Below are 12,171 nucleotides of genomic sequence, written 5' to 3'. Positions count from 1 at the left end.
CGAAAAGGCGGGCGCTCAGGCCGCGTCGAGGCAGAGGTATTTGAGCTCGGTGAAGGCCTCGATGCCGTGGCGCGAGCCTTCGCGGCCGAGGCCGGACTGCTTGGTGCCGCCGAACGGGATCGGGGCGCCGGTGATCTTCACCCGGTTGACCGCGACCATGCCGTAGTCGAGGGCGCGGCCCAGCCGCAGCACGCGGCCGGCATCGCGGGTGACGACATAGGCGACGAGGCCGTATTCGGTGTCGTTGGCGCGGGCGATCACCTCGTCCTCGGCATCGAAGGCGGTGACGGCGGCGACCGGGGCGAAGGTCTCCTCACGCATGATCGCGGCGTCATCCGGCACGTCGGCCAGCACGGTCGGGGCGAAGAACAGCGGGCCGGCGGGATGGACGTCGCCACCCGTCAGGCATCGCGCGCCGCGCGCCACGGCGTCGCGGACATGCTCCGCCGCCTTGGCCACAGCGCGGTCGTGCATCAGCGGCCCGATCTCGGTCTCCGGTGCCAGGCCGTTGCCGACCTTGAGCGCCGCGACGCGCCTGGCGAAGGCCTCGCAGAAGGCGGCATAGGCCGGCCGCTCGACATAGATCCGGTTGGCGGCCAGGCAGTCCTGGCCCGAGGTGGCGAATTTGGCGTCGATCGCGATCGACACGGCGCGGTCGAGATCAGCGTCGGCGAAGACGATCAGCGGCGCATGGCCGCCGAGTTCGAGCTGCAGCCGCTTGATGGTCGGGGCGCAGCGCTCGGCGATCAGCCGGCCGATCTCGGTCGACCCGGTGAAGCTGACGGCCCGCACCCGTTTGTCGGCGCAGATCCGGCCGACGATCGGCTCCGGATCGCCGGTGACGATGTTCAGCACCCCGGCGGGGATGCCGGCGCGCTCCGCCAGCTCGGCCAGGGCCAGGGCCGAGAGCGGGGTCTGCGACGAGGGATGGGCCACCACGGTGCAGCCGGCGGCCAGCGCGGCCGCGGCCTTGCGGGTCAGCATGGCGCAGGGGAAGTTCCAGGGCGTGGCGACGCCGATGACGCCCAGCGGCTCGCGCCGCACCATCATCTCGGCGCCGGGCAGGTGGCTGGTGACGGATTCGACGTTCAGGCGCTTGGCCTCCTCGGCGAACCACTCGACGAAGCCGGCGCCGTAGTCGATCTCGCCGCGCGATTCCGCCAGCGGCTTGCCCTGCTCCAGCGTCATCAGCAGGGCCAGGTCCTCCTTGGCCGCCCGGATCCGGTCGAACCAGTTGCGCAGCCGGGCCGCGCGCTCCTGGGGCAGCAGCGCCCGCCAGGCCGGAAAGGCGGCCTCGGCGGCGGCGATGGCGCGGTCGGCCTCGGCCGCACCCAGCCGCGCCACCCGGGCGACGGTGACGCCGGTCGCGGGATCGGCGACCTCGAACACCGCGCCATTGGCGGCGGCGGTCCAGCGGCCGTCGATATAGGCCAGTTCGCGCAGCAGCCGGCGGTCGGTCAGGCGGCCCAGCGCGTCGTGCTGGCTGGGCCGGGTGGCGAGGGCGGTCATGGCGGGCCTCCGCGATGGATGAGGCCGCCAGGATAGGGGCGGGGCAGAGGAGATGGAGGCTGTTCGGGACCCGGCCGGCAGACCAAGTCTCTTGAGGGCGAGGGGAGGCAGAGAGACTCTCTCCGCCTATGCCCCGTCCGTCCCCGCCAGCACCTCCACCGGCACCGCCGCGTCGTCCTTCACCGTGCGGGTGACGATGTAGGTGAAGTAGCGGTCGATGCCGATCTCCTCCTGCAGCAGCCGGTCGATCAGCCGCTGATAGGCGTCGATGTCGCGCGCCACCACCTTCAGCAGATAGTCGATGCCGCCGCCCAGGGACCAGCAGGCCACGACCTCCGGCACCGCCTTCACCGCCCGCTCGAATCGGTCGAAATCGGCCTGGCGGTGGGCGCCCAGCGTGATCTCGACGAACACCATGGCGAAGGGGGCGATCCGGCGCAGCGCCAGCCGGGCGTGGTAGCCGGCGATCACGCCCTCGCGCTCCAGCCGGTGCAGCCGGATCCAGCACGGCGTCGGCGACAGCCCGACCTTCTCGGCCAGGGCCAGCTTGGTGATACGCCCGTCGCGCTGGATCTCGGCCAGGATGCGCAGGTCGATCGGGTCGAGCTTGACGGACGTCATGGCTGCGACCATGCCGGTGTGGAATTCCGGTTGTCAATTGAACTGATCTTGGATCATTGTCGAATCATGACAATTTGGCAGCCCGACCCCGCCGCCCTGCGCCGGCCCGCCTATCTCTCTTTGGCCGATCAGATCGCGCGGGCGATCGCGGATGGGCGGTTGCAGGCGGGGGAACGGCTGCCGACGCATCGCGCCATGGCGGATACGCTGGATCTCTCGGTGCAGACCGTCAGCCGCGCCTATGAGGAGCTGATCCGCCGTGGCCTGATCTCCGGCGAGACCGGGCGCGGCACCTTCATCCGACCGCCCCAGCGCGAGCCCGTGCCGCCCTATATTCCGGAGCGGCTGAGTGAGGTGATCGACCTGTCGATCCTGAAGCCGGTGGTGTGCGAGACGCGCCATATCGAGGCGATGAAGGCGGCGCTACACGAGCTGGCCGACACGTTGCCACATTCCGCCGTCCTGTCCTTCCGCCCGAACATGCTGTTCGCCCGGCACCGCCGTGTGGCGCAGGCCTGGCTGCGCGACCGTTGCGGGGTCGAGGCGACGCCCGGCACCATCCACCTGACCAACGGCGCCACCGCCGGCATGACCATCGCCCTGATGGCCGCGGCCCCGCCGGGCTCGACCGTGGTGACCGAGGCGGTCGGCCATCACACGCTGGTGCCGCTGGCCGCCTATCTCGGCCTGCGCCTGCGCGGCGTGGCGATCGACGGCGAGGGTGTGGTCCCGGAGGCGCTGGACGAGGCCTGCCGCGAGGGCGACGTGCGCGCGCTCTTCGTCATGCCGAATCCGATCAACGCCACCGCCAGCCTGATGGGCGCGGCGCGGCGGGCCGAGATCGTCGAGGTGGCGCGCCGCCACGAGCTGCAGATCATCGAAAACGACGTCCTGGCGCCGCTCTTGAGCGAGCGGCTGACGCCGCTGGCCGCTCTGGCGCCGGAGCGCACGCTCTACGTCACCACCTTCACCAAATGCGTGATGCCGGGGCTGCGCGCCGGCTATCTGGTGGTGCCGGACCGGCTGTGCCCGTCGGTCGCCAACCGCAGCCTGGTGACCAACTGGATGGCGACCGGGCTGATCGCCGAGCTCGCCGCCCGCTGGGTCGAGAACGGCACGGCGGCGGAGCTGCTGCGCTGGCAGCGGGAGGCGATTCGCGGCCGTCAGGCGATCGCGGCCGAGATCCTGGCCGGCATCCCGCACCGCGCCCATCCGGAGGGGCTGCATGTCTGGCTGCCGCTCGGCGAGGGCCGGTCGGAGGAGGAATTCGTGTCCCACGCCCGGCTGCAGGGCGTCGCCATCGCGCCCGGCGCCTCTTTCGCCATCGAGGGTGGCATGGACCGGCGGCCGGCGGTGCGCATCTCGGTCGGCTCGACCACGCCGGAGCAGCTGCGCGACGGCCTCAAGATCGTGGTCAACCTGCTGCAGGGCGAGCCGGAGCCGGTGCTGCTGGCGATGTAACCCGTGCACCGGCTGCCTAATAAATCATCACGCTCGGCCAAATTGTACTGATTTGTTTTTCCGTTTGACATGATTTTGTCTCCCTCCCATCGTTGACGGCAACCAAGGCCGTCGCGAACAGGGAGAGCGGCTTGCCCACCTCCGATCCGTGCATCAGCGTCGAGGGCGTGACCAAGCGCTTCGGCCCGCTGACCGTCCTGAACGACCTGTCCTTCACCGTGAAGCCGGGTGAGAAGCTGGCCCTGATCGGGCCGTCCGGCTCCGGCAAGACCACGATCCTGCGCATCCTGATGACGCTGGAAGGGATCAATGGCGGTCATATCCGGATCGAGGGCGAGCCGCTGTTCCACATGCCGAAGAACGGCGCCCTGGTGCCGGCCGACGAGCGCCACCTGCACAAGATGCGCGCCAAGATCGGCATGGTGTTCCAGCTGTTCAACCTGTTCCCGCACAAATGCGTGCTGGACAACGTGACCCTGGCACCGATCCTGACCAACGGCGTCGACCGCAAGACCGCCGAGGCCCGGGCGATGGAACTGCTCGAGCTCGTCGGCATGGCGTCGAAGGCCAAGGCGATGCCGGCCCAGCTCTCCGGCGGCCAGAAGCAGCGCGTCGCGATCGCCCGCGCCCTGGCGCTGAAGCCGAAGATCATGCTGTTCGACGAGGTCACCTCGGCGCTCGACCCCGAGCTGGTGGAGGAGGTGCTGAACGTCATGCGCCGCCTGGCTGCCGAGACCGACATGACCATGCTGCTGGTCACCCACGAGATGAGCTTCGCCCACGACTTCGCCGACCGCGTCCTGTTCTTCGACCAGGGCCGGATCGTCGAGGAGGGGCCGCCGGACGAGATCTTCCGGCACCCGCGCGAGGAGCGGACCCAGGCGTTCCTCAAGAAGATCATCGCCGCCGGCCACCGGGTTTGAGCGCGCCGCGGCAGGCACCGCAAAGAGCAGGAGAGGCAGAAGGATGAGCACCACATCGGGATTTCGCGCGCGCCTGGCCCTGGCGGCCGCGTCGGCCATGACCTTGGGCGTCGCGCTCGCGGCCTTCGCGCAGCCGGCCACGGCCGACACGCTGGACAATCTGAAGGAGCAGGGCTTCGCCCGTATCGCCATCGCCAACGAGCCGCCCTTCACCGCGGTGGCCCCGGACGGCAAGGTCTCCGGCGCCGGCCCGGAGGTGGCGCGGGAGGTGTTCAAGCGTCTCGGCGTCCCCGACGTCGTCGCCTCGATCTCGGAATACGGCGCCATGATCCCGGGGCTGCAGGCGCGCCGCTTCGACGCCATCACCGCCGGCCTGTTCATGAAGCCGGAGCGCTGCCGCGCCGTGGCCTATTCCCAGCCGATCCTGTGCGACGGCGAGGCCTTCGCGGTGAAGAAGGGCAACCCGTCGAACTTCCAGAGCTACGCCGACATCGCCGCCAACCCGGACGCCAAGATCGGCGCGCCAGGCGGCGGTACGGAGGAGCGGCTGGCGCTGGAGGCCGGGGTGCCGCGCGACCGGGTGATCGTGGTGCCGGACGGGCAGAGCGGCCTCAAGATGCTGCAGGATGGCCGGATCGACGTCTATTCGCTGCCGATCCTGTCGATCCAGGACCTGCTGAAGAAGGCGAACGATCCGAACATCGAGATGGTCGGGCCGGTGAAGAACGCGCCGGTCTATTGCGACGGCGCCGCCTTCCGCAAGCAGGACACGGCGCTGCGCGACGCCTTCGACAAGGAGCTGGCGGCGCTGAAGCAGTCCGGCGAATTCGCCAAGATCGTCGAGCCCTACGGCTTCTCGGCCAAGGCCGCGATCGAGGCCAACCGCGACCAGCTCTGCGGCAGCGCGAACTGAGGCGGACGGAGAGGCCAGTGCGACGCTCTCATCCTCCCGCCGCCGGGACCAGCCCTCACCCGGACATCCTGGCGGATGTCCGACCTCTCCCGCGTCCGGCGGGAGAGGTGATGGGGAACGCTGCGCTCCGGTCACCTGTACGGGCGGTCCGTTTACCTCTCCCGCCTGCGGGAGAGGTCGGAACCGCGCCAGCGGTTCCGGGTGAGGGGTTGGCCGCCGCATGAGCGAGTGGGAAGGTTATCTCGGGCTGATCCTCGACGGTGCCTGGGTGACGGTGCAGCTCACCGTGCTGGGCTGCGCCCTGGCGCTGGTCGTGGCCTTCATCGCGGGGCTCGGGCGGATCTCGTCCAGCCTCCTGCTGCGCACGATTGCCACCTGCTATGTCGAGTTCTTCCGCGGCACCTCGATCTTTGTGCAGCTGTTCTGGGTCTATTTCGTGCTGCCGCTGGCGGGGTTCGAGCTCAGCCCGCTCGAGGCCGGCGTGCTGGCCCTCGGCCTCAATGTCGGGGCCTATGGGGCGGAGGTGGTGCGCGGCGCCGTGCAGTCGATCGGGCGGGAGCAGCGCGAGGCCTGCGTCGCGCTCAATCTGACGAAGCGGCAGAGCCTGTGGCACGTCATCCTGCCCCAGGCCTTCGTGCTGATGCTGCCGACCTTCGGCAACAACGCCATCGAGTTGTTGAAGGCGACCGCCGTGGTGTCGCTGATCTCGCTCGCCGACCTGACCTTCCAGGCCCAGATCGTGCGGGCCCAGACCGGCAGCACGGCCTTCCCCTTCCTCACCATCCTGGTGATCTATTTCGCGCTGGCGGTGCTGATCTCGACCGGGGTGCGGGCGCTGGAGCGGCGCCTGACCCGCGGCCTCGACGGCGTGCGGAGCTGAGCCATGGATTGGGACTGGGCCTTCGTCGCCGAGATCCTGCCGACCCTGGTCGAGGGCGTGCGGATCACCATCCTGGCCACCATCCTCGGCTATGCCCTGGCAGTGGTGCTGGGCCTCGGCTTCGCCATCCTGCGGCGCACCCGGCACCGCTGGCTGGCCCGCGCCGTCGGCTTCCTGATCGAGTTCATCCGCGGCACGCCGCTGCTCGTGCAGCTGTACTTCCTGTTCTACATCATGCCGGATCTCGGCCTGACGCTGTCGCCCCTGACCGCCGGGGTGATCGGCCTCGGCCTGCACTACGCCACCTACACCGCCGAGGTGTACCGCGCCGGCATCGACAACACCCCGCGCGGCCAGTGGGAGGCCGCGAAGGCCTGCAACCTGACCATGGGGCAGAGCTGGCGCCACGTGATCCTGCCGCAGGCGATCCCGCCGATGATCCCGGCGCTGGCCAACTACTTCATCGCCATGTTCAAGGAGACGCCGCTGCTCTCCGCCATCACAGTCTTGGAGCTGATGAACCAGGCCCGCAGCGTCGCCAACTTCAACTACCGCTACCTGGAGCCGATGACGCTTGTCGGTGCCTTCTTCCTCGCCATCAGCCTCGTCGCCGTGATCGGCCTCCGCTTCCTGGAGCGCCGTTTCCGGCCGCTGCGCTGAGCCGGAGCCGGCCATGCCCGAGATCGAACGGTCCACCCTGCCGCTCAGCTTCGACGACCGTCCGCTGCCGAAGCGGGTCGGCCTCGTCATCCTGGCGACCGACCACACCACCGAGCCGGATTTCCGCCGCATGGTGGCGAGCGACCGGATCGGCGTCTACGTCGCCCGCATCGCCTATGCCAACCCGACGACGCCGGAGAATCTCCGCCGGATGCAGCCGCGCCTCAGCGAGGGCGCCGGGCTGATCCTGCCGGAGGAGGAGCTGGACCTCGTCTGCTACTCCTGCACCTCGGCCTCGGTGGTAATGGGCGACGACGCGGTCGAGGACGCGATCCGCGCGGCCAAGCCGGGCGTCACCGTGGTGACCCCGCCGCTCGCCGCCCGCCGCGCCCTCGACGCGCTCGGCGCCCGCCGGATCGCGGTGCTGACCCCCTACACGGTCGAGACCAGCCGGCCGATGGCCGGCTATTTCGAGGGCCACGGCTACGATATCGCCCGCTTCACCTGCCTCGGCCTCGACGACGACCGCCAGATGGCGCGAATCAGCCCGCAGTCGATCGTGGCGGCGGCCGAGGCGGCGATGGCGCCGGACGCCGAGGCGCTGTTCATCTCCTGCACCGCCCTGCGCGCCGCCGGGGTGGCGGCGGAGATCGAGCGGCGGATCGGCAGGCCGGTCGTGACCAGCAATCTCGCCACCGCCTGGATGGCGCTGCGCCTCTGCGGCGACGACCGCCTAAGGCCGGAGCTAGGGCGGCTGATGGCGGTGGAAGGGGCGGGGCGATGAGGAAGGGCGCTTCTTACTTGAGTCCCCCCCTCCCCCCGCGGGAGGGGGGTAGGGGGAGGGGGTTCCCTCCGCCGGAACCGGCCACGATCCGTTGGAGTTTCGGGGCCAATATCGATCGCATTCGCGCGCGGACGCGCGCAGACCCCTCCCCCTGCCCCCCTCCCGCAAGGGAGGGGGGACTAGAAAGGGCATGCCGGCGCTATGAGGAGGGCGGCCGCCGATGACCCACGCCGTCACTCTCGACACCATCCGCGCCGCGGCGGAGCGCATCGCGGGAGAGGTGGTGCGCACACCGCTGGTCCGCTCGGCGTCGCTGTCGGAGCGCGCCGGGGCGCCGGTGTTCCTCAAGCTCGAGACCCGGCAGACCACCGGCAGCTTCAAGCTGCGCGGCGCCACCAACGCCGTGCTGTCGCTGTCGCCGGGAGCGCGGCGCGTCGGCATCGCTGCGGCCTCGACCGGCAATCACGGCCGCGGCCTGGCCCATGCCGCCGCCCGGCAAGGGCTGCGCTGTGTCGTCTGCATGTCCAGCCTGGTGCCGGAGAACAAGGTCGCCGGCATCCGCGCCCTCGGGGCCGAGATCCGCATCGTCGGCCGGTCCCAGGACGACGCGCAGAAGGAGGTCGACCGGCTGGTGGCGGAGGAAGGCTTCACCGCCATCCCGCCCTTCGACCATCCCGACGTGATCTCCGGCCAGGGCACCATCGGGCTCGAGATCATCGCCGACCTGCCCGATGTCGCGCAGGTCGTGGTGCCCCTGTCCGGCGGCGGCCTGTTCGGCGGCATTGCCGCCGCGGTCAAGGCGCTGCGGCCGCAGGCCCGCCTGGTCGGCGTGTCGATGGCGCGCGGACCGGCAATGCCGCAAAGCCTCGCCGCCGGCCGCCCGGTCGCGGTCGAGGAGCTGCCGACGCTGGCGGACTCGCTCGGCGGCGGCATCGGCCTCGACAACCACCACACCTTCGCCCTGGCCCGCGACCTGCTGGACGAGGTGGTGCTGCTGCGCGAGGCCGAGATCGCCGCCGCGATCGACCATGCCTATGCGGCGGAGCAGGAGATCGTCGAGGGCGGCGGCGCCGTCGGCATCGGCGCGCTGCTGGCCGGCAAGCTCGAGACATCCGGCCCGACCGTCCTCGTGGTCTCGGGCCGCAACATCGACATGGCGCTGCACCGGAAGATCGTCTGCGGCGCCTGGGAGGAGACAAAGTGCCCCGCATGACCATCGTGACGGAGGCGGAGCTGCGCCGGGCCGTTCCGCTCGACCGCGACGCCGTCGCCTGCGTCGAGGAAGCCTTCCTGGCGCTCGCCACCAAGGCGGTGGTGATGCCGCCGATCCTGCGGCTCGACATCCCCGAGCATCGCGGCGAGGTCGACGTCAAGACCGCCTATGTCCCCGGCCTCGACGGCTTCGCCATCAAGATCAGCCCCGGCTTCTTCGACAATCCGAAGCTGGGCCTGTCCAGCACCAACGGGCTGATGGTGCTGTTCAGCGCCAAAACCGGGCTGGTCGAGTCCGTGTTCCTCGACAACGGCTACCTGACGGACGTCCGCACCGCAGCCGCCGGGGCGGTCGCGGCGAAGCACTTGGCCCGCAAGGACGCGAAGGTCGCGGCGATCTTCGGCGCCGGGGTGCAGGCCCGGCTGCAGCTCAAGGCGCTGACCCTGGTGCGGCCGATCGCCGAGGCGCGGATCTGGGCCCGCCAATACGACCGGGCGCAGGCGCTGGCGGCAAAGCTGTCGGACGAGCTGGGCCTCGCCGTGCGGGCCGAGGCGGCGCCGCAGGCCGCTGTCGACGGCGCCGGCATCATCGTCACCACGACGCCGGCGGCCGAGCCGATCTTGCGCGCCGAGTGGCTGTCGTCCGGCCAGCACGTCACCGCCATGGGCTCGGATGCCGAGCACAAGAACGAGCTCGACCCCGCCATCCTGGCCAAAGCCGATCTCTACGTGGCCGACAGCCTCGCCCAGGTCCGTCGGCTGGGCGAGCTGCACCACGCCATCGCCGCCGGCGCCGTGGCCGCCGATGCGGTCTTCTCGGAGCTCGGCGCCGTCATCGCCGGCACCGCGTCGGGGCGGTCCTCCGCCGCCGCCATCACTGTCGCCGACCTGACCGGCACCGGCGTCCAGGACACCGCCATCGCCACCCTCGCGCGCGGCCGCGTCGCCCACGCCGGGGTCGGCACCCCATTCGAGAGCTGAGAGGCACAGCATGTCCGTCCAATTGAACTTCAGCCGCGAGGAATATGCCGAGCGGTTGGCCAAGACCCGCGCCGCCATGGCCCGCCAGGGCATCGACCTGCTGTGGGTCAGCGACCCGTCGAACATGGCCTGGCTGACCGGCTATGACGGCTGGTCCTTCTACGTCCATCAGGGCGTGCTGGTGCCGCCGGAGGGCGAGCCGATCTGGTACGGCCGCGGCCAGGACGCCAACGGCGCCAAGCGCACCGCCTACCTCGCCCACGACAACATCATCGGTTACCCGGACCATTACGTGCAGTCGACCGAGCGGCACCCGATGGACCTCTTGGCGCAGATCATCGATTCGCGCGGCTGGGGGCGCCTCGCGATCGGCGTCGAGATGGACAACTACTGGTTCTCCGCCGCCGCCTTCGCCTCGCTGCAGCGCCACCTGCCCAATGCCCGCTTCGTCGACGCCACCGCGCTGGTGAACTGGCAGCGCGCGGTGAAGAGCCCGCAGGAGCTGGACTACATGCGCAAGGCCGCCCGCATCGTCGAGGCGATGCACAAGCGGATCGTCGAGAAGGTCGAGCCCGGCCTGCGCAAGAACGATCTCGTCGCCGAGATCTACGACGCCGGCATCCGCGGCGTTGAAGGGTTCGGCGGCGACTACCCGGCGATCGTGCCGCTGCTGCCCTCGGGCGCCGACGCCTCGGCTCCGCACCTGACCTGGGACGACAAGCCGATGCGGTCGGGGGAGGGCACCTTCTTCGAGATCGCCGGCTGCTACAAGCGCTACCACTGCCCGCTGTCGCGCACCGTGTTCCTGGGCAAGCCCACCCAGGCCTTCCTCGACGCCGAGAAGGCGGTGCTGGAGGGGATGGAGGCCGGGCTCGCGGCGGCGCGGCCGGGCAACACCTGCGAGGATATCGCCAACGCCTTCTTCGCCGTGCTGAAGAAGTACGGCATCATCAAGGACAACCGCACCGGCTACCCGATCGGCCTCAGCTATCCGCCGGATTGGGGCGAGCGCACGATGAGCCTGCGCCCCGGCGACCGCACGGTGCTGGAGCCCGGCATGACCTTCCACTTCATGACCGGGCTATGGCTGGAGGAGATGGGGCTGGAGATCACCGAGAGCATCGCCATCACCGGAAGTGGCGTCGAGATCCTGGCCGACGTGCCGCGCCAGCTCTTCGTCAAATCATGACCGCTGCTGATCTGCCGCCCTCGCCGATCGTCCCGTCGGTCAATTTCGACCGCGACGGGGTGCAGCACGGCACGCTGCGCCTGCCCTACAGCCGGGACGATTCCGCCTGGGGCTCGGTGATGATCCCGATCGCCGTGGTGAAGAACGGGGAGGGGCCGACCGCGCTCCTCACCGGCGCCAATCACGGCGACGAATATGAAGGCCCGATCGCGCTGTTCGAGCTGGCGCGGACGCTGGACCCGGCCGCGGTCCGGGGCCGGGTGATCATCGTGCCGGCGATGAACTACCCGGCCTTCCGCGCCGGCACCCGCACCTCGCCGATCGACAAGGGCAACCTGAACCGCAGCTTCCCGGGCCGGCCGGACGGCACCGTGACGCAGAAGATCGCGGACTATTTCCAGCGCACCCTGCTGCCCATGGCCGACATCGTGCTCGACTTCCACTCCGGCGGCCGGACGCTCGACTTCGTGCCCTTCGCCGCCGCCCATATCCTGCCCGACAAGGACCAGGAGGCGCGCTGCTTCGCGGCGGTGGAGGCCTTCTCCGCCCCCTATTCGATGCGGATGCTGGAGATCGACGCGGTCGGCATGTACGACACCGCGGCGGAGGCGGCGGGCAAGGTCTTCGTCACCACCGAGCTCGGCGGCGGCGGCACCGCCACGGCGCGCACGGCGGGGATCGCCAAGCGCGGCGTGCGCAACCTGCTGCGCCACGCCGGGATTCTCGAGGGCGAGGTCGAGCGTGCGCCCAGCCGCTGGCTCGACATGCCCTCCGCCGACTGCTTCCGCTTCGCCGAGCAGGACGGGATGGCCGAGACCTGCGTCGACCTGGGCGTCCCGGTGCGCAAGGGCGACGTCATCGCCCGCATCCACCCGGTCGACCGCACCGGCCAGACCCCGGCGGAATACCGTGCGGCGCTGGACGGCATCCTCGCCGCGCGGCACTTCCCCGGGCTCGTGAAGGCGGGGGACTGCCTGGCGGTGATCGGGACGGTGGAGGGGTAGGACGGCGCCTGACCGCGACGGGCTGAAGGCCGGC

Annotated in this window: 12 protein-coding genes; 10 read left to right on the top strand and 2 right to left on the bottom strand. The window is 70.5% G+C overall.

The features are described from left to right. Positions 1-15 precede the first annotated feature (15 nt). Both KXR53_RS11780 and KXR53_RS11775 read right to left on the bottom strand, forming a co-directional pair. A complete protein-coding gene (locus KXR53_RS11780) occupies positions 16-1,509 on the bottom strand; it encodes an NAD-dependent succinate-semialdehyde dehydrogenase (RefSeq protein WP_437375332.1) in 1,494 nt (497 codons plus the stop codon). 126 nt (positions 1,510-1,635) lie between these two features. Next, positions 1,636-2,130: an Lrp/AsnC family transcriptional regulator gene (locus KXR53_RS11775; RefSeq protein ID WP_437375331.1), complete on the bottom strand. Its 495-nt coding sequence runs from the start codon at positions 2,128-2,130 to the stop codon at positions 1,636-1,638. A 66-nt stretch (positions 2,131-2,196) separates the two neighbouring features. Here KXR53_RS11775 and KXR53_RS11770 point away from each other — a divergent pair, with 66 nt between their 5' ends. The 10 genes from KXR53_RS11770 (at position 2,197) to doeB (ending at position 12,137) form a co-directional block, all read left to right on the top strand. Next, a complete protein-coding gene (locus KXR53_RS11770) occupies positions 2,197-3,591 on the top strand; it encodes a PLP-dependent aminotransferase family protein (RefSeq protein WP_437375330.1) in 1,395 nt (464 codons plus the stop codon). 131 nt (positions 3,592-3,722) lie between these two features. After that, on the top strand, positions 3,723-4,514 hold the full coding sequence (ehuA, locus tag KXR53_RS11765; protein WP_437375329.1) for an ectoine/hydroxyectoine ABC transporter ATP-binding protein EhuA: 792 nt from the start codon (positions 3,723-3,725) through the stop codon (positions 4,512-4,514). A 43-nt stretch (positions 4,515-4,557) separates the two neighbouring features. Continuing rightward, the gene (ehuB, locus tag KXR53_RS11760; protein ID WP_437375328.1) at positions 4,558-5,427 is read left to right on the top strand and encodes an ectoine/hydroxyectoine ABC transporter substrate-binding protein EhuB; all 870 of its coding nucleotides are present in this window, start codon (positions 4,558-4,560) and stop codon (positions 5,425-5,427) included. 220 nt (positions 5,428-5,647) lie between these two features. Continuing rightward, entirely contained in the window at positions 5,648-6,307 is a 660-nt protein-coding gene (gene ehuC, locus KXR53_RS11755; protein WP_437375327.1) for an ectoine/hydroxyectoine ABC transporter permease subunit EhuC, read from the top strand. A gap of 3 nt (positions 6,308-6,310) precedes the next feature. Continuing rightward, a complete protein-coding gene (gene ehuD, locus KXR53_RS11750) occupies positions 6,311-6,967 on the top strand; it encodes an ectoine/hydroxyectoine ABC transporter permease subunit EhuD (protein ID WP_437375326.1) in 657 nt (218 codons plus the stop codon). Between the two features lie 13 nt (positions 6,968-6,980). Then, positions 6,981-7,751: an ectoine utilization protein EutA gene (gene eutA / locus KXR53_RS11745; protein WP_437375325.1), complete on the top strand. Its 771-nt coding sequence runs from the start codon at positions 6,981-6,983 to the stop codon at positions 7,749-7,751. Between the two features lie 220 nt (positions 7,752-7,971). After that, a complete protein-coding gene (gene eutB / locus KXR53_RS11740; RefSeq protein ID WP_437375324.1) occupies positions 7,972-8,964 on the top strand; it encodes a hydroxyectoine utilization dehydratase EutB in 993 nt (330 codons plus the stop codon). Then, entirely contained in the window at positions 8,961-9,944 is a 984-nt protein-coding gene (gene eutC, locus KXR53_RS11735) for an ectoine utilization protein EutC (RefSeq protein WP_437375323.1), read from the top strand. The genes eutB and eutC overlap by 4 nt, the downstream gene beginning before the upstream one ends. 10 nt (positions 9,945-9,954) lie before the next feature. Then, the gene (doeA, locus tag KXR53_RS11730) at positions 9,955-11,133 is read left to right on the top strand and encodes an ectoine hydrolase DoeA (RefSeq protein ID WP_437375322.1); all 1,179 of its coding nucleotides are present in this window, start codon (positions 9,955-9,957) and stop codon (positions 11,131-11,133) included. Then, positions 11,130-12,137: a N(2)-acetyl-L-2,4-diaminobutanoate deacetylase DoeB gene (gene doeB / locus KXR53_RS11725; protein ID WP_437375321.1), complete on the top strand. Its 1,008-nt coding sequence runs from the start codon at positions 11,130-11,132 to the stop codon at positions 12,135-12,137. Before doeA ends, doeB begins: the two co-directional genes overlap by 4 nt. Positions 12,138-12,171 lie beyond the last annotated feature (34 nt).

This window comes from Inquilinus limosus, from assembly GCF_051487185.1.
GTDB classification, from domain to species: domain Bacteria; phylum Pseudomonadota; class Alphaproteobacteria; order DSM-16000; family Inquilinaceae; genus Inquilinus; species Inquilinus limosus_F.
Note: the sequence above shows the minus strand (reverse complement) of the source record. Positions and strands in the feature narration are given on the sequence as shown.

Excerpts from the sequence above, each read along its gene's own strand:
- KXR53_RS11780 (WP_437375332.1), bottom strand. The coding sequence starts at position 1,509 with ATGACCGCCCTCGCCACCCGGCCCAGCCAGCACGACGCGCTGGGCCGC.
- KXR53_RS11775 (WP_437375331.1), bottom strand. The coding sequence starts at position 2,130 with ATGACGTCCGTCAAGCTCGACCCGATCGACCTGCGCATCCTGGCCGAG.
- KXR53_RS11770 (WP_437375330.1), top strand. The coding sequence starts at position 2,197 with ATGACAATTTGGCAGCCCGACCCCGCCGCCCTGCGCCGGCCCGCCTAT.
- ehuB (WP_437375328.1), top strand. The coding sequence starts at position 4,558 with ATGAGCACCACATCGGGATTTCGCGCGCGCCTGGCCCTGGCGGCCGCG.
- ehuC (WP_437375327.1), top strand. The coding sequence starts at position 5,648 with ATGAGCGAGTGGGAAGGTTATCTCGGGCTGATCCTCGACGGTGCCTGG.
- ehuD (WP_437375326.1), top strand. The coding sequence starts at position 6,311 with ATGGATTGGGACTGGGCCTTCGTCGCCGAGATCCTGCCGACCCTGGTC.
- eutA (WP_437375325.1), top strand. The coding sequence starts at position 6,981 with ATGCCCGAGATCGAACGGTCCACCCTGCCGCTCAGCTTCGACGACCGT.
- eutB (WP_437375324.1), top strand. The coding sequence starts at position 7,972 with ATGACCCACGCCGTCACTCTCGACACCATCCGCGCCGCGGCGGAGCGC.
- eutC (WP_437375323.1), top strand. The coding sequence starts at position 8,961 with ATGACCATCGTGACGGAGGCGGAGCTGCGCCGGGCCGTTCCGCTCGAC.
- doeA (WP_437375322.1), top strand. The coding sequence starts at position 9,955 with ATGTCCGTCCAATTGAACTTCAGCCGCGAGGAATATGCCGAGCGGTTG.
- doeB (WP_437375321.1), top strand. The coding sequence starts at position 11,130 with ATGACCGCTGCTGATCTGCCGCCCTCGCCGATCGTCCCGTCGGTCAAT.